Below are 22,076 nucleotides of genomic sequence, written 5' to 3' on the forward strand. Positions count from 1 at the left end.
ATCGACCGGCGCGCTGGTGCTTAGGCTTGCAACTGAGCCAACTGGTCGCGCCGCTCCTGCAAGAGCGTCTCGTAAGCACGACCGAGTAAATGTTCGTAAGCGCAATCGCCTTTTTCACCCATCTCTTGCAAGCGAGTCTCGAAAAAAGCGATTTCCTGTCGTAAGAAATCCGCTGCCCGATAATCGGCTACGGGATGACCGAAACCCGCATGGCGGGTGCCCAACATGAGATTGGCATTCATAGGTTCTTCTCCTCAATTCAACCGTCTTGTTATATCCGAGCTTTTAGCCTAAAGGCGCTCGGTTAAAGTCTTATGACATCCCCTGCGAAAAAGGGTTTCGCCTTATAAGGTGCGAAAGCGCATGGAAAGATCGACGGCCCGCACGTCCTTGGTCAAGCTACCCACCGAGATAAAATCCACACCGGTTTCCGCAATCGGTCGCACGGTGGTTAAGTTGACATTGCCCGACGCCTCCAACTTGACGCGCCCAGCGGTTAACTGCACGGCGTCGGCCATCGTTTGCAGGTCGAAATTATCCAGCATCACGATATCCGGCCCGGCCGCTAGCGCTTCCTGCAACTCCGCCAAACTTTCGACTTCCACCTCCACCGTGATGCCCGGATGCAAACGGCGAGCCGCCGCGATGGCAGCGCTAATGGAACCGGCGGCCATGATGTGGTTTTCCTTAATCAACACGGCGTCAAATAAGCCGATACGATGATTCCGGCAGCCCCCACAGCGAACCGCGTATTTCTGGGCCAGACGCAGGCCGGGAAGTGTTTTGCGGGTATCCAGGATGGTGGCGCGGGTACCGGCCACCGCATCGGCGAACTGGCGGGCCAGGGTGGCGGTGCCGGACAGCGCTTGCAAAAAATTGAGCGCGGTGCGTTCACCACTCAGTAAAGCGCGGGCTGGACCGCGTAGCCCGCACAGCAGTTGATCCGGGGTGATCCGGTCGCCGTCAGCGACCCGCCAATCGATGGTCGCGACGGCGGTCAACTGGCGGAATACCGCGTCGAACCAGGCAGTCCCGCACAGGACTGCGTGCTCGCGGCTGATGACGGTCGCTTCGGCCTGGGCCGCTTCCGGGATCAGCGCTGCGGTCAGATCGCCGGAGCCGATATCCTCGGCCAGCGCCAGGGCCACATTGGGGTTAGGGTCAGGCACGGTCATCGCTCAATTCTCCGGAAAGCTGGCGGATAGCTCCCGTCCATGTGCGGGAGATGAGGTTGGGTGATGCGGATTGGGCAGCGCCTTTTTCGCTGTCTCTTTTCGCCGTCTCTGACGAAAGGGCAATAATATTGTAAGGTAAGCGTGGCTACTATACGGAGAAATCCCCTGATGAAAACGACTCTATCCTGTTTGTTCCTGCTGATGCTCAGCGCGCCGGCGTTCGCCGCCGGTGAAGGCGGCGGTATTCGTATCGAAAATGCGCGGCTGCCGGAGATGCCGCCGGCGGCGAAAACGGCCGCTATTTATCTGGATATCGTCAACAGCGGCGCTGCGGATCGGCTGCTCAGCGCCCAGGCGGAAGCAACGGCTAACCAAACCGAATTGCACGCGACCCAGTTTGAAGGCGATATAATGCGAATGCGGAAAATCGAAGCGGTTGACTTGGCCGCTGGCGCCACCACAGCGCTGAAGCCGGGCGGGTTGCACATCATGTTGATCGAATTGAAGCAGCCCTTGCGAGCCAGCCAAAGCGTGCCCTTGGCCTTGCGCTTTGAAAAAGCCGGGACGGTGCAAATCACTGTACCCGTTCTCAAACGCGAGGGAGCCGCCGCTGCTGCGTCGCACGCCGGTCACGGCCAGTGAAACCGGTCACTCCGACTCTGAATCACCACGTTATCGAGTACCGGGCCGCCCGCTCTCCGGCAGCCGTGAATGCTTTATGATCGGCTATGGCCCTTGCAACCGTTTGCCGGCCTCAGAATCGGCGAGGATGTTTCTTCCCATGACGCTCTCCCTGCGCACCGCTGTACTGGTGGCTTCGTTGCTCTTGGGCTGTTCTGTGGCACAAGCCGATGCTGACCCGTTGCCGGTCAGCCCATTTCGGGCACGTTTTGAAGTGTACGGCTCAGGCATTCCGATTGGCGAAGCTGTCATGACCTTGGCCGCGACTGGTCCGGGTACCTATCAGATGCGTTCCGAAGTACGGCCCAACGCCTTGGCCACCTTGTTGGTCTCTGGTCAGATCGACGAACAGGTCAGAGGCGAGATTCGTGCTGAGGTGATTCGCCCGACCCACTACGAACGGCGGATGGAAACGTCCAAGAAAAAACAGACGGTACAATTGCAATTCGACTGGGCGGCCAACCGACTGGAAGCACGCGATAACGAGGCACACGCCTCCTTGCCGCTGACGCCGGGGGTTCTCGATCCGTTGAGTTTGAACTTGCGAGTCATGGCCGATTTACGCCGTGGCCACTTGGCCGATCAGTACAGCTTGGCCGACGAAACCGAAATCAAGAGCTATCAAATCAACAACGAGGGCGAGGAAACGCTGGATACGTCGCTCGGCAAACTGCGGGCCGTGCGTATCAGTCAGTCCAAACCGGGCAAGACCCGGATCACCCGCTTTTGGTTCGCGCCAGACTTGCAGTATTTGCCGGTGCGTATCGCCCAACACAAGGACGGCAAGGAGTTGCTGCGAATGGAAATTCGTGCGCTCGACCGTTGACGCGAACGCTATCGAGCCGTTCCCTTGATACCGCCAGCGCACGGTTCACTCATCGCCCGCAAACCGGGTGACTATCCGCTCTATGCTTTGCTAGCGTTGGCCCTGTTTCTCAGCTTCTTTTACCAGCTTGAGGCAGTGGCTCTGTTCGATTTGGACGAAGGTGCGTTCGGCCAAGCGACCCGTGAGATGTTTTTGCGCGACGATTTCATGTCCACCTATCTCAACGGTCAGCCGCGTTACGACAAGCCGATTCTGAGTTATTGGCTACAGGCCGTCAGTCTGGTTGCGCTCGGCGTCAACGAATTTGCCTTCCGCCTACCCTCAGCGCTGGCAGCCACAGCGTGGACATTGCTGGTCTTTCTGTTCGGGCAGCGGGTGGCTGGTACACGGCAGGGTCTATTGGCGGCCTCTCTGCTGGCCACTTCACTGGCGGTGACGGTGATCGGCAAAGCAGCCACCGCCGATGCGTTGCTTAACCTGCTGTTGGCCGCCAGCTTGATGAGTTTGTATTTATATTTGCGGGAAGGGCACCGGGGTTGGCTCTACGCCAGCGCCGCAACGATGGGCCTGGGCTTTCTGACGAAAGGCCCGGTGGCGGTGGTTATCCCGGCCGGGGTCAGCCTTCTTTATTGCTTCTCACGCGGTGAGTGGCGGGCCTGGTTGCGGCTGATCGCCGATTGGCGGGCGTGGGCGTTCTTCCTGGCCATTGCCTCGCCTTGGTATCTTGCGCAATACCTGCGTGAGGGTGCCGGGTTTTTCTGGGGCTTTTTCGGGGATCACAACGTGGGCCGCTTTCAGCAGCCACTGGAAGGCCATAGCGGCGGTTGGTGGTATTACCTGCCGGTCGTGCTGGTCGGCCTGTTGCCGCATACCACCCTTTTGCTACGGACGCTGGCACGTTCCCGAAACCTCTTCGCTGACGGCCTGGGCCGTTACCTGCTCATCTGGTTCGGCCTGGTGTTCGTGCTGTTTTCGCTGGCGGCCACCAAGCTGCCGCATTATCTGACCTACGGTTATACGGGCCTCTTCCTGCTGATGGCGCGAGAGCTGGACGAGCGGCCCGGCCCGGCTGGCTGGTTGCTGTTGCCGCAACTGCTGTTTCTGGGGTTGTTATTGGCTTTACCTGGACTGGCACAGCTCGCTCTGCCACGGATACGGGATGATCTGGCTCATGCGCAGTTGGCAGGGCTGGTGTTCCCGCTCAGCTACTATGGGTGGCTGCTGGCGAGTGCCGCACTGACCGTTTATTTCATGCGCGAACAGCGACTGGCGCCGGCCTATAAATTGATCATGAGCGGATTGCTGTTGGTTTTCCTGGTGTCTGGGCAGATTCTGCCGTTAGTGGCGCAGGTTCGCCAACAGCCCATCAAGGAAGCCGGTTTGCTCGCCCGCCAGTACCCGCAAGTGCCCTTGGTCATGTGGGGTGTCAATCTGCCCAGCTTTAGTGTTTACAGCGCGCGGATCGTTGACCGGCGGGCGCCTCGACCCGGTGAGGTGGTGCTGACTAAAACCGCACGCTTGTCGGAGCTAGGCCCGCACGAAATGCTTTATCAGCGGCACGGCATCGCCTTGGTGCGCATGAGCAGTGAGAGCGCGGGTCGTTGCGTTGCGGGTGTCTCCGCTTGTCCCAGCAATCCGGGCATTCTGCCGTGATGGCTGCTAACCGCAGTTCGCAGCGCCGCTGGAATTCCTGGCAGTGGGATTTGCCGCTGGCGGCGCTGGCTGGCATGGTGGCGATCCTGCTGTTGGCGGCCGACCGGCCCTTGTTTCTGGGATTTAACCGCTTATCGGCCTATACCGGTGATGGGTTTTGGGCGCATGTGACCATTTTGGGGGATACGCTGATTGCGCTCGCGCTGCTGTTGCCGTTGGCTCGCCGCTGGCCGGAACTGGCATGGAGCGGTTTGCTGGCGGGATTGCTCGCCACGCTATTCGTGCAAGGTTTCAAGCAGGCGCTGCATATACCCCGGCCCGCCTCGCTCTTACCGCTGGATCAGTTTCACGTCATCGGCCAGGCTTTTTTGTCCCGCTCGTTTCCCTCAGGCCATACAGCCACCGTATTTACCTTTGTCGGCGTCCTGATGCTATGGCTGTCGGCCCGGTGGCGACGCTGGCTGGCAGGACCATTATTGCTCTGCGCGGGGCTGGTTGGATTATCGCGGGTGGTCGTCGGCGCACATTGGCCGCTAGATGTGTTAGGCGGGATCGTGGCAGGCTGGCTGGGGGCGGTACTCGGCACCCTTTGGGCACGCCGCTGGTCGTGGGGCATCACGCCGATGGGCCGCCGCTGTTTAACGCTTCTATTGGTGGGATGCGCCCTGACCGGGTTGTTGTATTACCAGACCGGCTATCCGCAAACCGACGGCTGGCGGCGGATTTTGATGGCGCTAGCGTTACTGGGAACGTTGTATCAGATCCGATTGGAGCGGCAGGCGGCGGCGCGCGTCAAGCCCGCAGCGGAGCCGCACTAAGTGGCATTGCAAGCGCGCTGGTTCGTCGGTTTCGGCCTGCTCGCGCTAGTTTTGGTCGGCATCCAGTGGGCGGTCGGGTGGAGCACGTTGTTGGCGCCCTGGCGGGCCATTCCGCCGACCGCCTTGGCGTTTGCGGCGCTGCTGACACTGGGCAGCTATGCGGCGCGGGCGTTGCGGCTGTACGATTACTTCTTGCCTGGTACGCGCGGCGGCTTTGCCGCCTGTCTCAAGCTGACTCTGTTGCATAATCTGCTCAATAATTTCTTACCGATGCGCACCGGCGAGGTATCGTTTCCTGTGCTGATGGCCCGCTATTTTGCGACCCCGCTGGCGACTTCGCTGGCGGCGTTGTTGTGGTTTCGGTTGATGGACTTGCACGCGCTGGCGGCGGTCGCGTTGCTCGCTATCGGTGGCCGGTGGTTGGATGTGGGATGGGCGGGCTTGCTGACGGCCTTTTGGCTGAGTTTGCCCTGGTGGTTATTCCAATTGCGGCCGACACGGGCATTAGCCAAGTTTGGCGAGCGGTTGCCCACCCGCTGGCAGGAGCGGCTGGCTGGTGCGCGTCATGGCTTGCCACAGACGCCGACCGCGTTTTGGCGCGCGTGGTTTTGGACGCAGCTTAACTGGCTGGTGAAATTGGCAGTGTTCGCCTGGATTTTACGCCTGTTCGCCGCGATGCCAGGCGCGGCGGCAGTGATGGGCGCCATCGGCGGGGATTTGACCAGCATCTTGCCGGTCCACGGGATCGCAGGCGCCGGCACCTATGAGGCCGGTGTTGTTGCGGCATTGGCTCCATTTGGCGTTGCACCGACCGCAGCGCTAACGGCCGCCGTCAATCTGCACCTGTTTATGCTTGGCTTATCGCTGGTGGGTGGTGCACTGGCACTCTGGCTCCGGCGCGATCTGCACGCGACGGCGATGCTCCGCCATGGATGAGCACCTGCTGCTGTGGATCAATCAGGGTTGGTCTCACCCCTTCCTCGATGGCTTCTTTTGGTGGGTGTCGCAGCGAGGTTGGTTCGCTTTGCCGCTCGCGGGTTTCTTGCTTTACGATAGTATTCGCCGCTACGGCCCAGCGAGCGGCAAACTGTTTTTGCTGTTGGTCGTGACGGTGGCATGTGGCGATCTACTCGGCGGCGTTCTTAAAGATCTGTTTGATGAGCCACGGCCGTGCCAGGCGATATTCGAGCAATTGCGCGGTTTTGGCGGCCCTTTGGTCGGGCCATGCGGCTCCGATCCCAATGGAATGCCGTCCAACCATGCCATCAATTTCTTTGCCGCCGCTACCTTCGTGGCGTTTGCCACCCCGTGGCGCGGCTGGCGCAGTGGGCTGTTTTTCATCGCGGTCCTGGTGGCGCTGTCGCGGATTTACCTGGGCAAACACTACCCCAGCCAGGTACTGGCAGGTGCGGCCATCGGTGGGTTGATCGGCGGATTGGGCGCTTGGCTGGCCATCCGCTATCAGGCTTTATTTACTGTGACCCGCGCTGTCGCTGGCGATACCTCTGAAGTACCTGCAACCGAGAGTTTCATGAGTCGAATCGATCATCACGCGGCCTTGCCGCCGCACCGCCTGTCGCTGGTGGTGCCGCTTTATAATGAGTTAGATAATGTCGCTCCCCTGCTGGCTGGCATTCATCAAGCACTGGCCGTCTATCCCTACCCGTGGGAGTTGATCGCAGTGGATGATGGCAGCACCGACGGTACTGCCGAACGGCTGTCTGAAGAAGCCAAGCGCTACGGGCCGCATATGCGTGCCTTGATCCTGCAACGTAATTTCGGTCAGACCGCTGCGATGCAGGCGGGTATTGATGCCGCGCGCGGCGACGTGATCGCCACCCTGGACGGGGATTTACAAAACGACCCCTCCGATATTCCCCGCTTGGTTGGGCGCTTGCTGACCGAGGAACTCGATCTGGTGGTCGGCTGGCGGCAACAGCGCCAGGATAATGTTTGGCTGCGCACCATCCCTTCGCGGATTGCCAATCGGCTAATCGGCAATATCACCGGTGTGCGCCTACATGATTACGGTTGCAGCCTCAAGGTCTACCGGTCAGCGGTCATCAAACAGGTGCGGCTGTATGGGGAGATGCACCGTTTTATCCCGGCCTGGATGTCGGTGCGAACCGCACCCAGCCGCATCCGCGAGGAGGTGGTCAATCATCGCGCGCGTGTCCATGGGGAATCGAAATACGGCATCGGCCGCGCCTTCCGCGTCGTCGTGGATTTACTGTCGGTGTATTTCTTTCTGCGCTTTTTGACCCGGCCGGGCCATTTCTTTGGCCGCATCGGCTTGGCCAGCGGCGGCGTGGGTTTATTAATCCTTTTTGACCTGCTGGTACAAAAACTGTTTTTCGCAGCCAACATCGGTACTCGACCCTTGCTGTTGGTCGGTGTCCTTCTGGTCCTGATGGCCGTGCAATTTCTAACGACCGGGGTGTTGAGTGAATTGATCACCCGGACCTATTTGTCTTCCAGCGCTAATTCATCCTATGCCGTGCGTCCGGATAGCGGGCTGGCATTGACGCCCGATGCGGGCTGGCAGATGCCAGATGGCTGAACTGCCCCCCACCGCTGGTGGCGATCTTGCGTTGCCCCGTCACGAGTTGATCTTGTTCGCAGCGCTGGCTATTGCGTTGCCGGTTCTGCGGTTCTTCCTTGCCGAGGTGGTTGGTTTCGATCTGCATTTTGACGAAGCCCAATACTGGGAATGGTCGCAACAACTTGGCTGGAGTTATTACTCGAAAGGCCCGCTGGTCGCCTGGCTGATTGCCCTCAGCACCGCCCTATTCGGTCACGGCGAGTGGCAAATCCGACTGTTTGCCTGGTTGGCCTACGATATTTTTCTGATCTTGCTGTTTTGCTTTGCTCGCCAGTTATGGGAAAACCGCCGGGCGGGCTGGTGGGCCGTGGCGCTGGGATTGACCACGCCACTGTATTTTCCGCTCGGTCAGGTGATGACCACCGACATCTTTCTGTTCGTGTGTTGGACTTGGGGCTTGTGGGCCGTGTGGCGAGCGTTGTACCGAGGCCAGACCAGCGCCTGGTACGAGTTCGGTGCGGCGGTCGGCATCGGCGGTCTGGCCAAGCTAAGTATCGGCTTGCTGCCTTTTTTTGTAGGGCTGGGCCTGTTGTTGGTGCCGGCCTGGCGCCGTGAACTGCGGCGTTGGCCGCCGTGGGGTGGATTGCTGTTAACGGTCTTGTTGCTGACTCCGATCCTTCTTTGGAACGCAGGCCATGATTGGGCGATGCTTCGTCACGAGCGCGGCCATGTGCTCGAAGCCGCGCCTTCCGGTGGTTGGATCGAAAATCTGCGCGATTTACTGGAGTTCCTGGTCGGGCAATGGTTGGTGCTATCGCCTTTAGTCGCCATTGCGCTGTTTCGCGTGTTGGCGCGACTGCCGTGCGCACCGGAGCAGCGGCTGTTATGGGGCCTGTCATTCGCCGTTCTGGCATTTTTTTTCCTCAAGGCGACGGTCAACAAAGTGCAACTAAATTGGCCGGCACCGGCTTACATCGGTTTGCTAGTGTTATTCGCCGGCCACATTGATCGTCTGACCGCCGGTTGGCGACGGTTGGTGGTCGCGGGCATGGCCAGCTCTGTCGTGCTACTAGCCATCACCTTTTTCCCGGCACTGATTGGTTTATCACTGGCCAAGGCGCCGTTTAAGGATTTGCGTCTGTGGGAAAAACCAGTCCAGATCGTTGCCCGGCAAGTGGGCGATGTGCATTTTTTGATGGTGCCCAATTATCATTTGGCGGGAGAAATCGCGTTTTATTGGCCGCAGCGTTTACCAATCTATTTAGTCGCTGAAAGCCGACGGTTTAGCCAGCACGATTTTTGGCCCGGTATTGGCCGTGAAGTGGGTCGCGATGGGGTGTATGTGGCGACCCGTAATGAGATTTCACCCCGCTTGCAGAGTGCATTCACCGCGTGTCATCCCCTGCCTCCAGTACCGGCCCGCGCGGCCGATGGTAGCCTGTTGCGAACCCTTTACGCCTGGCACTGTACCGGCTATCGGCCGGTCGCCTGGCCGGCCCCCAATAGCTATTGAATCCATCCTGTCCACAGAGTTGAGCGCCATGACCGAAGCCACCGATTGCGTCTTCTGCAAGATCGTCCAGGGTAAAATTCCGTCCGTTAAGGTTGCCGAGGATGCGCAGACCTTGATCTTCATGGATATCCAGCCGGCCAGTCCTGGCCATACGCTGGTGATTCCCAAGACCCACGCCGCCAACCTGATGGAGATTACTGAGGCTGATCTTTTCGCGGTGACGAAGACAGTCCAGCGCCTCGCCCGTGCGATCCGGTCAGCACTGGCACCGGACGGTATCCGCATCGTCCAAACCAATGGCGCCGCCGCTGGCCAGACGGTGCTGCACTATCATGTTCATCTCATCCCGATGCAGGAAGGCCAGCGCATCGGCACCCATGGGCGAGCACCCGCTAAGTCTGAGGAACTGAAGGCACTGGCTGAGCGGATACGTGATGCCTTGGGCGCTTAATTGCGATACAGACGGCTTTCTCACGCCTTTGTCTGGTATAGAGTAGGGATGCTGGAAGAACACAGCAGAAACATCTGCTAGTTGTAGGCTATGATTGGCAAGTGTCACACCCCAAAACCAGATTGTTTAATGCGCAACACTGTGAAGATAGGAGCCGGTACTGTAAGCTTGGCTGATCGCTTACGCTACCGGTCACTCGCACCGGTGCGCCAGAACTGGTATCGGTTTTAACCCGTTTTCTCGCTAATGAGTTTTTGAATCCATGCGGTTGCACATTCTCTCCGACCCGCATATCAATGTCAGTCCGCTCGCAACGCCACAGACTGATGCCGATGTGGTGATTCTGGCAGGAGACATCGCACGTCCTCAAGAAGCGATTGCTTGGGCAACTACTTTCGCGCAGCCAGTCATTTACGTGGCGGGTAACCACGAGTTTTATGGCGGCAGCCTCAATGGCACCATGCGGGAATTGAAACGCCTGACCGAAAATACCAGCATCCAGATCCTGGATTGCGACGAAACCGAGATCGGGGGAGTACGGTTTCTGGGCGCAACTCTGTGGAGTGATTTCAAGCTGTTCGGTGTGGGTGAACAGTGCGAATGGGCGATGGCGCAAGCGCTGGTTTTCGTGCGTGATTTCAGCCGGATCGATACCGATGAGGTGGGTGGCCAGCCATTTTCACCTACCGACGCGATTGATCTGTTCGAGCGTCATTCCGCGTGGTTGCAAGCTAAGTTGGCTGAGCCATTTGCCGGGCCAACGGTGGTGATCACCCATCATGCCCCCTCGCCGAAAAGTCTCCACCCTCGCTTCGCTACAGCGCCATTGAGTGCGTGCTTTGTCTCCGATCTGGAGTACTTGATGGGCAAAGAGCGCGTCGTGTTATGGGTCCACGGCCATACCCATGATAGCTTCGACTACACTGTGAAAGGGACTCGCGTACTTTGCAATCCGCGCGGCTATGCCAGAGAAGGGAAGAACGAAAACGCCGCCTTCGATCCAGAGTTGATCGCTGATATCGCTTAGAGTCCGTCCCTAAACATATCGAATGAAAATAATACCTTATCATGGAAAGGTGTGGGGGCATCCAGAAAAAGAAGCGATATGGATGGTCGAGAATCGGCGGCGGTATAACCGCGATACGCTGCGCTATCCAAGCGATCTGATGCCAGAAGAGTGGGGGCTGGGCGAACCGCTGATTCGCCCAGCCAAGCCGGGAGGCAACCGCCGGCGGGTAAATGTACGCGAGGTGATGAACGGGATTTTGCATGTCCTCTCGGCGGGCTGCCCCTATAGGTTTCTCTCTTTGGTCAGAAAAATCATCCTGCTTGCTATCTCTCGGCATCAAGGCAAGCGCTTACAATGAGGAAAATTGAACTTAGGATGGCGTGCGTTGGAGCTGAGAGGCCGGTTAAAGGGTCAGGACAAGCAGTAGGTCTTGATCTTAAAGAGCGCCCCAGGGCGCTCTTTTTTTGCTCTCGACCAAGGCAACGGATTTTATCGGGATTCGGTTGCCCCTATCTGGCGGTTGCGACTCGCTAGTCGAAACCGTAACATCTCTTTTTTCATGGAGAATCGCCGCTTGGCCCCTCCTCGCCATCCCATCAAGCAAACTTTTTGCCCGAAAACGGAAACCGAATCTCATGCGCAGTCACTATTGCGGCCAAGTCACCGACGCCCTGCTCGATCAAGATGTTACGCTCTGCGGTTGGGCGCATCGCCGCCGTGACCATGGGGGTGTCATCTTCGTCGATTTGCGTGATCGCGAGGGGTTGGTGCAGGCGGTGATCGACCCCGACGTGCCGGAAGCCTTCAGCAATGCCGAGCGGGTTCGCAATGAATATGTACTGCGGGTGGTTGGGCGGGTACGGCGCCGGCCGGCCGGTACGGAAAACCCGAATCTGCCCACGGGTGCGGTCGAAGTTTTGGTCCGTGACCTGGAGATTCTGAACCGCTCGGAACCGTTGCCGTTTCAATTGGATGATGATGACACCTCGGAGGAGGTGCGGCTGCGCTACCGCTATCTCGACCTACGCCGGCCGGTGATGCAAGAGCGGCTGCGGCTTCGTACTCGCACAATCAGTGCGCTACGCGGTTTTCTGGACGAGCACGGGTTTATGGATATCGAGACCCCGATGCTGACCAAAGCGACACCGGAGGGCGCCCGTGATTATTTGGTGCCCAGCCGCACCCATCCCAGCAGTTTCTTCGCGTTGCCGCAGTCACCACAACTGTTCAAGCAATTGCTGATGATGGCCGGAATGGATCGGTATTATCAGGTCGCACGCTGTTTCCGCGACGAGGATTTGCGGGCAGATCGGCAACCGGAGTTTACCCAGCTCGACATCGAAACCTCCTTTATGGATGAACAGGCCATCACCGATCTGATGGAGGAGATGATCCGGGCGATGTTTGCCAGCGTGTTGGGCGTTGAGTTGCCGAACCCGTTTCCCCGGATGCCTTACGAGGCTGCCATGCAGCGTTACGGCTCGGACAAGCCGGATTTGCGCATTCCCCTGGAGTTGACCGAACTGTCGGATGTGATGGCGGATGTGGAGTTCAACGTCTTTGCCGCTGCCGCTCAGGACCCGAAAAGCCGGGTCGCGGCGCTGCGGGTGCCGGATGGCGGCAAGATTCCCCGACGTGAGATTGATGGCTACGGCGAATTTGTTGGGCGCTACGGGGCAAAGGGTTTGGCCTATATCAAGGTCAACGATAGTGCAGCCGGCCGCAATGGCTTGCAGTCGCCCATCGTGAAGTTTTTGCCCGATGAGGTGTTAGCTAAAATCCTGAGCCGTACCGGCGCGGAAAATGGTGATCTGATCTTTTTTGGCGCGGGCACCACCAAAGTGGTTAACGACGCCTTGGGAGCACTCCGGGTACGGGTCGGCACCGATTTGGGTCTGATGAATCGCGAGTGGGCGCCGCTGTGGGTCGTCAACTTCCCCATGTTCGAATGGGATGAGCAGGCCGGTCGCTGGAACGCTTTGCATCACCCCTTCACCGCACCGCGTGTCGATGATCCAGCCGAAGTACGGGCCGATCCGGCTGGCTGCCTATCGCGCGCCTACGATATGGTACTCAACGGCACCGAGATCGGCGGCGGCTCGGTGCGTATTCATCGGCCCGATATGCAAAGCACTGTGTTTGATCTGCTGGGGATCGGTGCCGAGGAAGCGGCGGCCAAATTCGGGTTTCTGCTGGATGCGTTGAAATTTGGCTGCCCGCCACACGGTGGCCTGGCCTTCGGCTTGGATCGGTTGGTGATGTTGATGGCCGGCGCCAAATCAATCCGCGAAGTGATGGCGTTTCCCAAGACCCAAACTGCCGCTTGTTTACTGACCCAAGCACCGGCGCCGGTCACGGAAGGCCAATTACGCGATCTCAATATCCGCTTGCGCCGCACGCCCTAAACTAACGGTGGATGAAAGTCCCGCATTTCCAACCTTTGGCTCGTCAGCCAAGGTCGCTCCCCGCTATAAACGGCCGGAGTCCGTTCTGGTGGTGGTCTATACCATTTCCGGTGATGTGTTGCTGTTACGCCGCCGTCAGCCCGCCGATTTCTGGCAATCGGTCACCGGTAGCCTGCATTGGGAGGAAACCGACCCGCTGATAACGGCACGGCGGGAATTGTATGAGGAAACCGGGTTGGACGATGCGGTCACAGTGGTAGCTTGCGGCATTGTCAATCGCTTTCCGATTCTGCCGCCCTGGCGGAATCGTTACGCCCCCGATGTGACCGAGAATATCGAACATGTGTTCCGGGTCGAGTTAACGGAGCGCTGCACCATCCTGTTAAATCCTGATGAGCACAGCGAATTAGTGTGGCTGCCACGCGCGGCGGCGGCCCATTGCGTGAGTTCCTGGACCAACCGGGAGGCGATCTTGCAGTTACCATGAAAGCGCTCATCGCCCGTGTCGCGGGGCCGGCCATCGGTTTGGGGTTATTCGCGATGGCGCTGTGGGCACTCCATCAGGCGTTGGCCGACTACCGCTATCAGGATGTAACGGCCTATTTGGGGCGGTTGCCGCTGTTGAACCTCGCTACGGCACTGGCGGCTACGGCGCTCAGCTATCTGGTCACCACCGGGTATGATTGGCTCGCGCTGCGTTATATTCGCCGGCCGCTGCCTTGGCGCCAGTTTGGCTTCGCCGCATTGCTCAGCTATGCCTTCAGCAATTCGGTAGGGCTATCGGTGTTGACCTCCAGCTCACTGCGTTACCGTTTGTATTCGAGCTGGGGCCTGACGACGGTGGAAATCGCCAAAATCGTCATGTTCACCACGCTCACCTTATGGCTGGGCATTCTGACCATCGGTGGCGCGATCCTGGCATTGAACCCGCTGGATTTGGCTACGATCCCTTATCTGGTTTTGGATAGCCGCTGGCTGGGTACGCTGCTGCTGACACCACCCGTGCTTTATGTGTTGCTTGGCGTGTTGCGGCGGCGACCGATTCCGCTAGATCCGTGGGCATTGCCGATGGTCCGTCCACGCTTGGCCTTGCCGCAAATCATGGTGGGAGCGCTCGATTGGGTGATGGCGAGCGTGGTGCTGTATGCCTTATTGCCGCCGGGTGTCGATGCCGGATTCGGCCGGATACTTGGCATCTTTCTGGTGGCCCAGCTTGTTGGTTTGCTCAGCCATGTGCCGGGTGGTCTGGGCGTGTTCGAGTCCCTGATCTTGCTGTTGCTGCGCGATCAGGTCCCGTCGGCGGATTTGTTCGGCGCGCTCCTGGCCTATCGTTCAATCTACTATCTGTTGCCTTTAGGCTTGGCGGCGATCACGCTCGGTGCCTACGAATTGCGCCATCAGCGGGAGCGGGTACTGTGGTTGCCGCGCATGGTGGGGCCGTGGGTGCCGGTCTTATTGCCGCATGTCGTCGCGTTCCTGGCGTTAATCAGCGGCGCGGTGCTGTTGGTTTCAGCCGCGACTCCAGCGGTGCAAGCGCGCTTAGATTGGCTGGAAGATTTGCTGCCGCTGTCGGTGCTGGAAGTTTCGCATTTTGCCAGCAGCTTGATTGGGATGAGTTTGTTGTTGCTCGCACGCGGTTTGCAACGCCGGCTGGATGCCGCTTGGTTGCTAGCGGTCATTCTTCTTGCCACCGGCATCGTCGCTTCGCTGTTGAAAGGTGGCGATTATGAAGAGGCGGTCATTCTGGCGTTTTTGCTGGCCGGTTTGCTACCCTCGCGGCGGCAATTCTATCGCCGGGCATCACTCTTCGGTGAGCGGTTTACGGCGGGCTGGCTAGCAACCATCGCTTTGGTGCTCATCTCGTCGATCTGGTTGGGTGTTTTCTCCTACAAGCATCTGGAGTATTCGCATTCGCTGTGGTGGGCCTTTAGCTTTAGTGGCGAAGGCGAGGCGCCGCGCTTTTTACGTGCCATGGTGGGGGCGCTGGGAGTAGCGCTATTCTTTGGGGTTGCGAAGTTACTGCGACCAGCCGTGTTCGAACCAACCCTGCCGACGCCTGATGAGCTTGCCCAAGCCCGCACGATGGTTGCAGCGTTCCCGCACAGCTACGCTCACTTGGCGCTGCTGGGCGACAAGGCCCTGCTGTTTGCTCCAGGTCACGATGCGTTCCTGATGTACGGTGTGGCGGGTCGGACCTGGGTGGCAATGGGCGATCCAGTGGCTTTTCGTGAGGAGGATCGCCGGGAATTAGCCTGGGAATTTCGCACACTGTGCGAACGCCATGATGGTTGGCCGGTGTTTTATCAGGTACGCCCCGACAATCTGGGGCTGTATGTGGAACTGGGCTTGACCTTATTGAAATTTGGTGAGGAAGCGCGAGTCCGCTTGGCTGATTTCTCGCTCGATGGCAAAGCGCGCAAAACCATGCGCAACAACGTCAACCGGTTGGAGCGGGAAGGCTACCGTTTCGAGGTTATCGAACCTGCCGCCGTGCCCGCGTTGCTGCCACAGCTACGCCAGCTTTCCGATGCCTGGCTCAGTGCTAAAAACAGCCGGGAAAAGGGTTTTTCGCTGGGATTTTTCAACGAAGACTATGTGTGCAGTGGTGCGGTTGCCGTCGTCTGGCACGCTGCACAGGCGGTGGCATTCGCCAATCTCTGGCAAGCGGGCGGCTGTGAACTGTCGGTGGATTTGATGCGTTATCCACCGGACAGCCCGAACGGTTTGATGGATTATCTGTTCATCCAAACGATGCTGTGGGGCCGAGCGCAGGGTTACGAGTGGTTCAACTTGGGAATGGCGCCGTTGGCTGGGTTACAAAACCGTAGCTTCGCGCCATTGTGGAACCGGTTTGGGGCGCTGGTGTTTGGCGGTGGCGAGACGTTTTACAATTTTCGCGGGCTTCATCAATACAAAGATAAATTTTCTCCTGAGTGGGAAGCCCGCTATTTGGCGGCGCCGGGCGGCTTGATTTTGCCGCGGGTGCTGAGCGATTTGACGGCGTTGATCGCCGGTGGTTTTCGAGGCGTGATCGGAAAATAACAATGAGAGAGCAGCCGATGCCTAAATGGTCACTGATGTTAGGTTTAGTTGCCGCTATAGCGGGTGCTCCCGTGTGGGCGGAGCTGGTCGAGGAAACGCTCGACGAGCCTGGTTTCGGCAAGCTGGCGATTTACCAGGGTAGCGATGAACCGAAAGGCGTTGCTCTGCTGGCTGCCGGGTCGGGGGGTTGGAAACCGGAGATGGCCGCTGTGGCCAGGGAAATCGCCAAACTCGATTATGTGGTGGCGGGCATCAATCTGGACGACTATGTAGCCCGGCTTGACCGGTCGGAGGCGACATGTGCCGATCTTGCGGGCGATCTCGACCGACTTAATCGGCTCATCGAGCAGCGCTACCCTATCGCCACTCATCAGCCCCCAATTCTGGTCGGTGTTGGCGCCGGGGCGGCTTTGACCTACGCGGCGCTGGTCCAGGCATCGAATGATCGGTTTCACGCTGGTGTGAGCGTGGATTTCTGCCCAGAACTGGCTTTGCACAAGCCACTATGCCAGGGCGCGAATAACCTGGACGGCGCCAAGGTGACCGATAACAAAAGCTTGTCGTTGCTGCCGGTGGCTCGGCTGCCTACCACCTGGTTCGTCTTTCAAAATCGGCCAACCTGCGATGCTGCCATAGCGAGCCAATTCGTCAAATCGGTCCAATTGGCGCGTTGGTCCGAGGTCGCCGGTACGGAAGGGGTCAAGAGCTGGCTGCCGCAAGTGACGGCCTTGATGCAATGGCTTGATCCCAGCATCGTCAGACAAGTGCAACCGGACGCGAATGTCGTGGGCGTGCCGCTGACCGAAGTTCCGGTACCTGCGGGCGCTGAGCGGCCGCAATTGGCGGTGATGCTATCAGGCGATGGCGGCTGGGCGCTGCTTGACCGGGCGGTCACGGCGGAACTGGCCAAGAACGGCTTGCCAACCATCGGGTGGGACTCGCTCAGTTACTTCTGGAAAGCGCGTCAGCCGGATGAAGTGGCGCTGGATTTGGAACGGGCGTTACGCTATTACCTGGCGAGTTGGAAAAAAGAGCGCATCGTCCTGATCGGCTATTCATTCGGGGCCGATGTATTACCGGCGGTTATCAACCGTTTACCGCAAAGCTTGCGGGAAAAGATTGAGCTGGTGGTTTTTCTTGGCCTCTCCACGCACGCGGCCTTTGAATTCAATTTGCGCAATTGGATTAGTGACGCACCCGCAGCAGGGGATCAACCGGTTCGCCCGGAAGTAGAAAAATTGAAAGAACTGAAGCGTTTGTGCATCTACGGAACTGAGGAAGACGATGCCCTCTGCCCGAAGCTTGCCGATATAGGTGTTATCACTAACCCCATGCCAGGCGATCATCACTTTGACGAAGACTATCCCGGGGTGGCGAAGCGGATTCTCGATCAGCTCCCCACGGTGAAGACGGTTCAAGCGCCCGTAGCCGCCGCCGCGCCGACCCCTGGCCCGGTAGGCCCACCACCGTTTATGCAACCAAACCAGCCAACTCAACCAACCCAGGCACCACAACCCACCAGCCAGCCGATTCAACCGGCTCAACCGGCTCAACCGGCTCAACCGGCCCAGCCGACCCAGCCGGCCCAAGCACCACAACCACCGACGCCCCGTTAATATGGCGATTTATGCAATTGGTGATATTCAAGGCTGTTACGACCCACTGCGGCGCTTGCTGGATGCCATGCGGTTCGATCCCGCCACTGATACGCTGTGGCTGGTCGGGGATTTAATCAACCGGGGTCCGCAGTCGGTGGAGGTGTTGCGCTTCGTGCGGAGTTTGGGAGCGCGGGCAGTCGCCGTGTTGGGCAATCACGACCTGACCTTGCTTGCGGTAGCGGCCGGTCATGTCAAACCGAAACGAAAAGATACGTTTCACTCCATTCTTGACGCACCCGATCATGAGGAACTGCTGGCTTGGCTGCGCCATCGCCCGCTGTTGCATCACGATGCTTTGCTTGGCTTTACCATGATCCATGCCGGATTGCCGCCACAATGGGATTTAGCCTTGGCGCAACGCTGTGCTAGCGCAGTTGAAGCGACGCTGCAAGGGGCCGATTGCAACGCCTTTCTAAAGGAAATGTTTGGCAGCGAACCCGCGCGCTGGCGGGATGATCTGGCCGGTTATGACCGGTTGCGCTTCACGGTCAACGCCTTGACGCGGATGCGATTTTGCACGGCGGACGGCAAATTGTCCTTTAGCGAGAAAGGCGCTCCCGGCTGCCAAACCTTGGGCTTAATCCCCTGGTTCGCGGTGCCCGGTCGCCGTAGCGCTGATCTCAATATCGTCTTCGGCCATTGGGCGGCGCTCGGCTACTATCGGGCGGCGGGCATTTTTGCGCTGGATAGCGGCTGCGTCTGGGGCAACCGCTTGACCGCGATCCGCCTGGATGAAGCCGGCATTCCAGCCTGGAGTGTTCCGGCGGTTAGCAGCGCATCCGCTCTCACATGACGCCGCAATTGAGCCTGGTCGCCGCGCTCGCTCGGAATGGGGTCATCGGGCGGGATAATCGCTTGCCGTGGCATTTGCCCGCCGATTTGCGCTTCTTCAAGCAAACCACGATGGGCAAGCCGCTGCTGATGGGCCGACGCACCTGGGAATCCATCGGTCGGCCGCTGCCTGGCCGACCAATGATTGTGCTAACCGATGATCGGCGTTATCACGCGGCAGGCTGCACAGTGGTTCATTCATTGGCCGAGGCGCTGACGGCAGCGGGCGCGGTGCCAGAAATTATGGTGATCGGCGGCGCAATCCTGTTTCAGCAGACTTTGCCACTGGCGAAACGCCTGTATCTGACCCAGGTGGAAGCGGACGTACCCGGCGATACCTGGTTTCCAGACTGGAACCCGGCGGAATGGGCATTGGTTTGGGAAGACGCGCATCCCGCTGATGAAAAACACACCTGGCCGTTCCGGTTTCAGCGCTGGGAACGGCTGGATCGGTAACGGCGGGTGCCTGTCAGGTGCGCGCCTGCCAGCCTAAATGATTCAAATAGGCCAGGCGGGCCGCTTCATCCGGCAACGCCTCATTCAGTACCGCCATAAACGGAGCATCAACTTCGGCATCATGGAGCAGCAAGCGCGCTTGGGCGGTTCGCGGCACACGGGTAGGACAAGTCGCTGGGTTGGAGGCCGCGTCGGATCGGGATGTTTGTTCGGAACTATCACTCATCAACAGGCTCCTCACTGTTACGCATCAAGCCAAGCTCGAAATGTGCGATCCAGCAAAGCCGGATCAGGATTTGCGGTGGCTGCTAACGCCGGACCAGCCTCCAGCCGCGCCAGTTCTGCACGAATCCAGTCGCTCAAGGCCGGAATTCGTGGCCCCCATGCCAGTTCAGCACCGCCTTGCTTGGCGGCCAACAATTGATCGATAGCATCGCGCAACTCACCCGGCGGCACCAGCGTTTCCACCAGATCGCTAAACGGCATCGGCACCACCCCGCGTCCGCCTTCCAGCCAGCGAACCGCCAGCAAAGGTCGCAACACGTAAAGATATTTCTTCAAGCGCACCGGATCGCCGCGCAAATAGTCCCGTTGATTACCGCGCGCCATGTGCAGATAGTGCCAGGCACAGCCACGCGGTGAATAGTAGGTGGGCGTCAACGCCAGCATGGCTTGCCGAAATCCCGGCTGTTCGCGGTAAACCAGGGGCGAATGCAGCCATTCAAACAGCGGCGGATTGGATTTGTACATCAGATGCAACGCTTTGCGTAAATCCCAGCCGTTGATGTCCAGCAGCTCTTCTATCGGTCGTTCAATGACATCGCGGCGACGTTCGACGTTGATGCTCAAATACCAATCGCGCGGATGAACGTAGATAAAACGGACATCGTAATCGCTATCCGGCGAGGCGAAGCCCCAGGCCCGGCTACCGGATTCGCAGGCGTATAAAATTCGCACCGCTTCGCGTTGTTCGATAGCGCTCAAGCGCTCCAGAATGGCCGATCTGGTCGAATCCACTTCAAGGGAATGTTCCGGCATAGCGTTTTTAATCCATCTTGCTCAATCAATAGCCCCAATTCTCGCACCGTACCGGTATTGGTTCAGCACCTCTCTACGTCGCTACCGGTCGAGCAACAACCAACCCTCATGGAGGATCAAATAAGCCAGATATTCCGGCGATCTTTTAGCCAGTTCGGTCGTAACGCCAAGAGTATTGCGGCAGCTTCGGACCGTGTTATCCAGTATTTTAGCAAGGAGAACTGGCACATGGCTGGTGAACGTCCACCGCTCACAAATGCGTAGTTCGGGCTACCCGTGGACCACAAACCCCAACTGCCAGGGGATATCTGTCACGAGAGCGCACCGTGAGCTATCATCGACCTCTCGGATCGTCTTGCTCTTTGTCCGCTCAAATGGGGCCACTTCGCTATGTTCAAGCGCTCTATCACCCGCCGTTCCTTTCTGACAAGCACCCTGCTCGCGCCTTGGCTTTCGGTATTGGATCGATACGCTCTGGCAGACCAGAAGTCGTCGGTTGATCTGCGCCTGGGACCGGCCCAGCCATTTAGCTTTGATGGATTGCGCCAACAGGCCCAGCAACTGGCGACTCAGCCGTATCAGTCTCCCCCGCTGCCGCACGCCAAGGTGGTGGATAGAATCGACTACGATGCCCACCTGGAGATCCAGTACCGGCCAGAAGCGGCACTCTGGCGGGCGGGTGATGGCCCCTATCCGGTTCGCTTCTTCCATTTGGGCCGTCTATTTCCTTCACCGGTCAAAATCCACATCGTGCGAGAGGGTGAAGCGCGCGAAGCCCTTTACTCATCACGGTTATTCACGTTCGGGGAGGCCGAGTACGCGGCAGACTTGCCGGACGACATGGGGTTTGCCGGTTTCCGGCTGATGCACGCGCCGACCGAGGAGCGTGACTGGCTGGCATTTTTGGGGGCCTCTTATTTTCGCAGCGCCGGTGAACTGGATCAGTACGGGATTTCAGCGCGTGGAATTGCCATTGATACCGGTTTACCGACGGCGGAGGAATTTCCGCGCTTTAGCCAATTCTGGCTGGAACCGATCGCCGATCCCCAGGCCGTGATGATCTATGCCCTGCTCGATGGTCCTAGCGTTACCGGTGCCTATCGCATTCAGGCGATCCGCCACGGTCGCGTCATTATGGAAGTTGAGGCAGCCCTTTTCTTTCGCAAAGATGTCCAGCGCCTGGGTGTCGCTCCGCTGACCAGCATGTACTGGTTCTCTGAGAGCAACCACCAACCAAGCTGGGACTGGCGCCCGGAAGTGCATGATAGCGACGGCTTGGCGTTGTGGACCGGCGCCGGGGAGCGAATCTGGCGGCCAATCAACAATCCACCCTTTCTTCAGACCAGCGCTTTCGTTGACCGTGATCCGAAGGGGTTCGGCCTGGCGCAGCGGGATCGGAACTTCGAAAACTACCAGGATGATCGGGTATTTTATGAGCGGCGACCTACCCTGTGGGTGGAACCGTTGGACCCTTGGGGCGAGGGATCGGTGCAACTGATCGAAATTCCCACCGATTACGAAGCCAACGACAACTTGGTTGCCTGCTGGGTACCACGAGAACCGGTACGCGCGGGAACCAGCCGGACCTTCAAATACCGCTTGCATTGGGTCGCTGATGAGCCGTATTCGCCACCGCGCAGCCGAGTGATCGCCACTCGCCTTAGCTGGCGGTCCATTCCCAAAACCACACCACGACCCGCCCACCGCATTTGGTTCGCCATTGACTTCGCCGGTGGGCCACTGGAACAGCTCGACCAAAAAGCGCCGGTGCAATTGATGGTCAGTAGCACGCGCGGCAGCTTGCGCAGTCCCGGCGCCTTTCAGGTGGCCGGCACCCGCCGCTGGCGGGCAGATTTCGAGATTGAGCTGGAAGGCGGAGAACCCATCGACCTGCGTGCCTATTTGCGGCTGGGCGATCAGGCGCTTTCGGAAACCTGGCTGTACCAGTTCATTCCACGCGCTTCAGCGAGTTGACGGG

General features: G+C 58.9%; 20 protein-coding genes and 2 pseudogenes. 18 read left to right on the plus strand and 4 right to left on the minus strand.

Features of this window, described 5'->3' with window-relative positions; genetic code table 11:
- Positions 1-20 precede the first annotated feature (20 nt).
- Both BN873_RS03120 and nadC read right to left on the minus strand, forming a co-directional pair.
- The gene (locus BN873_RS03120; protein WP_048670519.1) at positions 21-242 is read right to left on the minus strand and encodes a hypothetical protein; all 222 of its coding nucleotides are present in this window, start codon (positions 240-242) and stop codon (positions 21-23) included.
- A 102-nt stretch (positions 243-344) separates the two neighbouring features.
- Complete coding sequence (gene nadC, locus BN873_RS03125; RefSeq protein WP_048670520.1) at positions 345-1,175, minus strand: carboxylating nicotinate-nucleotide diphosphorylase; 831 nt, start codon at positions 1,173-1,175, stop codon at positions 345-347.
- Positions 1,176-1,343: 168 nt separating this feature from the next.
- Between nadC and BN873_RS03130 the strand changes: the two genes are divergently transcribed.
- The 17 genes and pseudogenes from BN873_RS03130 (at position 1,344) to folA (ending at position 19,060) form a co-directional block, all read left to right on the plus strand.
- A complete protein-coding gene (locus tag BN873_RS03130) occupies positions 1,344-1,817 on the plus strand; it encodes a copper chaperone PCu(A)C (RefSeq protein WP_048670522.1) in 474 nt (157 codons plus the stop codon).
- Positions 1,818-1,956: 139 nt separating this feature from the next.
- Positions 1,957-2,682 carry a DUF3108 domain-containing protein gene (locus BN873_RS03135; RefSeq protein ID WP_048670523.1) on the plus strand — a complete coding sequence of 242 codons (726 nt, stop codon included), beginning with the start codon at positions 1,957-1,959 and terminating at the stop codon, positions 2,680-2,682.
- A gap of 24 nt (positions 2,683-2,706) precedes the next feature.
- The gene (locus BN873_RS03140; protein WP_071243974.1) at positions 2,707-4,335 is read left to right on the plus strand and encodes an ArnT family glycosyltransferase; all 1,629 of its coding nucleotides are present in this window, start codon (positions 2,707-2,709) and stop codon (positions 4,333-4,335) included.
- On the plus strand, positions 4,305-5,153 hold the full coding sequence (locus BN873_RS03145; RefSeq protein WP_139031636.1) for a phosphatase PAP2 family protein: 849 nt from the start codon (positions 4,305-4,307) through the stop codon (positions 5,151-5,153). Before BN873_RS03140 ends, BN873_RS03145 begins: the two co-directional genes overlap by 31 nt.
- Complete coding sequence (locus BN873_RS03150; RefSeq protein ID WP_242434362.1) at positions 5,154-6,089, plus strand: lysylphosphatidylglycerol synthase transmembrane domain-containing protein; 936 nt, start codon at positions 5,154-5,156, stop codon at positions 6,087-6,089.
- Positions 6,082-6,582: pseudogene (locus BN873_RS20770) on the plus strand (phosphatase PAP2 family protein); the annotation flags it as partial. The gene BN873_RS03150 and the pseudogene BN873_RS20770, both read left to right, overlap by 8 nt.
- A gap of 102 nt (positions 6,583-6,684) precedes the next feature.
- Positions 6,685-7,713 carry a glycosyltransferase family 2 protein gene (locus tag BN873_RS20775; RefSeq protein WP_048670722.1) on the plus strand — a complete coding sequence of 343 codons (1,029 nt, stop codon included), beginning with the start codon at positions 6,685-6,687 and terminating at the stop codon, positions 7,711-7,713.
- Positions 7,706-9,208, plus strand: coding sequence for an ArnT family glycosyltransferase (locus BN873_RS03160; protein ID WP_048670526.1), 1,503 nt, complete (start codon positions 7,706-7,708; stop codon positions 9,206-9,208). The genes BN873_RS20775 and BN873_RS03160 overlap by 8 nt, the downstream gene beginning before the upstream one ends.
- Before the next feature lie 28 nt (positions 9,209-9,236).
- On the plus strand, positions 9,237-9,659 hold the full coding sequence (locus tag BN873_RS03165; protein WP_048670528.1) for an HIT family protein: 423 nt from the start codon (positions 9,237-9,239) through the stop codon (positions 9,657-9,659).
- A 262-nt stretch (positions 9,660-9,921) separates the two neighbouring features.
- Positions 9,922-10,686 carry a metallophosphoesterase family protein gene (locus tag BN873_RS03170; protein ID WP_048670530.1) on the plus strand — a complete coding sequence of 255 codons (765 nt, stop codon included), beginning with the start codon at positions 9,922-9,924 and terminating at the stop codon, positions 10,684-10,686.
- A gap of 76 nt (positions 10,687-10,762) precedes the next feature.
- A pseudogene (locus tag BN873_RS03175) lies at positions 10,763-10,963 on the plus strand (transposase); the annotation flags it as partial.
- A gap of 340 nt (positions 10,964-11,303) precedes the next feature.
- Positions 11,304-13,073: an aspartate--tRNA ligase gene (gene aspS / locus BN873_RS03180; RefSeq protein ID WP_048670532.1), complete on the plus strand. Its 1,770-nt coding sequence runs from the start codon at positions 11,304-11,306 to the stop codon at positions 13,071-13,073.
- A 7-nt stretch (positions 13,074-13,080) separates the two neighbouring features.
- Positions 13,081-13,560 (plus strand): dihydroneopterin triphosphate diphosphatase, encoded by a 480-nt coding sequence (nudB, locus tag BN873_RS03185; RefSeq protein WP_048670534.1) that lies wholly within the window; start codon positions 13,081-13,083, stop codon positions 13,558-13,560.
- Positions 13,557-16,115, plus strand: a complete 2,559-nt coding sequence (gene mprF, locus BN873_RS03190; RefSeq protein ID WP_048670537.1) for a bifunctional lysylphosphatidylglycerol flippase/synthetase MprF — start codon at positions 13,557-13,559, stop codon at positions 16,113-16,115. Before nudB ends, mprF begins: the two co-directional genes overlap by 4 nt.
- 17 nt (positions 16,116-16,132) lie before the next feature.
- The gene (locus BN873_RS03195) at positions 16,133-17,731 is read left to right on the plus strand and encodes a virulence factor family protein (RefSeq protein ID WP_171820410.1); all 1,599 of its coding nucleotides are present in this window, start codon (positions 16,133-16,135) and stop codon (positions 17,729-17,731) included.
- 1 nt (position 17,732) lies between these two features.
- Positions 17,733-18,566: a symmetrical bis(5'-nucleosyl)-tetraphosphatase gene (locus BN873_RS03200; RefSeq protein ID WP_048670542.1), complete on the plus strand. Its 834-nt coding sequence runs from the start codon at positions 17,733-17,735 to the stop codon at positions 18,564-18,566.
- Positions 18,563-19,060, plus strand: coding sequence for a type 3 dihydrofolate reductase (gene folA / locus BN873_RS03205; protein WP_048670545.1), 498 nt, complete (start codon positions 18,563-18,565; stop codon positions 19,058-19,060). The genes BN873_RS03200 and folA overlap by 4 nt, the downstream gene beginning before the upstream one ends.
- Positions 19,061-19,073: 13 nt before the next feature.
- Here folA and BN873_RS03210 read toward each other — a convergent pair whose 3' ends face one another.
- Both BN873_RS03210 and BN873_RS03215 read right to left on the minus strand, forming a co-directional pair.
- Positions 19,074-19,286, minus strand: coding sequence for a hypothetical protein (locus tag BN873_RS03210; protein ID WP_048670548.1), 213 nt, complete (start codon positions 19,284-19,286; stop codon positions 19,074-19,076).
- A 17-nt stretch (positions 19,287-19,303) separates the two neighbouring features.
- A complete protein-coding gene (locus tag BN873_RS03215) occupies positions 19,304-20,098 on the minus strand; it encodes a nucleotidyltransferase domain-containing protein (protein WP_048670550.1) in 795 nt (264 codons plus the stop codon).
- A gap of 390 nt (positions 20,099-20,488) precedes the next feature.
- Here BN873_RS03215 and BN873_RS03220 point away from each other — a divergent pair, with 390 nt between their 5' ends.
- Entirely contained in the window at positions 20,489-22,072 is a 1,584-nt protein-coding gene (locus BN873_RS03220) for an OpgD/OpgG family glucan biosynthesis protein (protein ID WP_053085214.1), read from the plus strand.
- Positions 22,073-22,076: the final 4 nt, after the last annotated feature.

This window comes from Candidatus Competibacter denitrificans Run_A_D11, from assembly GCF_001051235.1.
In the GTDB taxonomy this organism is placed as follows: Bacteria; Pseudomonadota; Gammaproteobacteria; order Competibacterales; family Competibacteraceae; genus Competibacter_A; species Competibacter_A denitrificans.

Excerpts from the sequence above, each read along its gene's own strand:
- BN873_RS03210 (WP_048670548.1), bottom strand. The coding sequence starts at position 19,286 with ATGAGTGATAGTTCCGAACAAACATCCCGATCCGACGCGGCCTCCAAC.
- BN873_RS03170 (WP_048670530.1), top strand. The coding sequence starts at position 9,922 with ATGCGGTTGCACATTCTCTCCGACCCGCATATCAATGTCAGTCCGCTC.
- BN873_RS03160 (WP_048670526.1), top strand. The coding sequence starts at position 7,706 with ATGGCTGAACTGCCCCCCACCGCTGGTGGCGATCTTGCGTTGCCCCGT.
- BN873_RS03195 (WP_171820410.1), top strand. The coding sequence starts at position 16,133 with ATGCCTAAATGGTCACTGATGTTAGGTTTAGTTGCCGCTATAGCGGGT.
- BN873_RS03220 (WP_053085214.1), top strand. The coding sequence starts at position 20,489 with ATGTTCAAGCGCTCTATCACCCGCCGTTCCTTTCTGACAAGCACCCTG.
- BN873_RS03165 (WP_048670528.1), top strand. The coding sequence starts at position 9,237 with ATGACCGAAGCCACCGATTGCGTCTTCTGCAAGATCGTCCAGGGTAAA.
- BN873_RS03200 (WP_048670542.1), top strand. The coding sequence starts at position 17,733 with ATGGCGATTTATGCAATTGGTGATATTCAAGGCTGTTACGACCCACTG.
- nadC (WP_048670520.1), bottom strand. The coding sequence starts at position 1,175 with ATGACCGTGCCTGACCCTAACCCCAATGTGGCCCTGGCGCTGGCCGAG.
- mprF (WP_048670537.1), top strand. The coding sequence starts at position 13,557 with ATGAAAGCGCTCATCGCCCGTGTCGCGGGGCCGGCCATCGGTTTGGGG.
- BN873_RS03215 (WP_048670550.1), bottom strand. The coding sequence starts at position 20,098 with ATGCCGGAACATTCCCTTGAAGTGGATTCGACCAGATCGGCCATTCTG.
- aspS (WP_048670532.1), top strand. The coding sequence starts at position 11,304 with ATGCGCAGTCACTATTGCGGCCAAGTCACCGACGCCCTGCTCGATCAA.
- BN873_RS20775 (WP_048670722.1), top strand. The coding sequence starts at position 6,685 with ATGAGTCGAATCGATCATCACGCGGCCTTGCCGCCGCACCGCCTGTCG.
- BN873_RS03135 (WP_048670523.1), top strand. The coding sequence starts at position 1,957 with ATGACGCTCTCCCTGCGCACCGCTGTACTGGTGGCTTCGTTGCTCTTG.
- folA (WP_048670545.1), top strand. The coding sequence starts at position 18,563 with ATGACGCCGCAATTGAGCCTGGTCGCCGCGCTCGCTCGGAATGGGGTC.
- BN873_RS03120 (WP_048670519.1), bottom strand. The coding sequence starts at position 242 with ATGAATGCCAATCTCATGTTGGGCACCCGCCATGCGGGTTTCGGTCAT.
- BN873_RS03130 (WP_048670522.1), top strand. The coding sequence starts at position 1,344 with ATGAAAACGACTCTATCCTGTTTGTTCCTGCTGATGCTCAGCGCGCCG.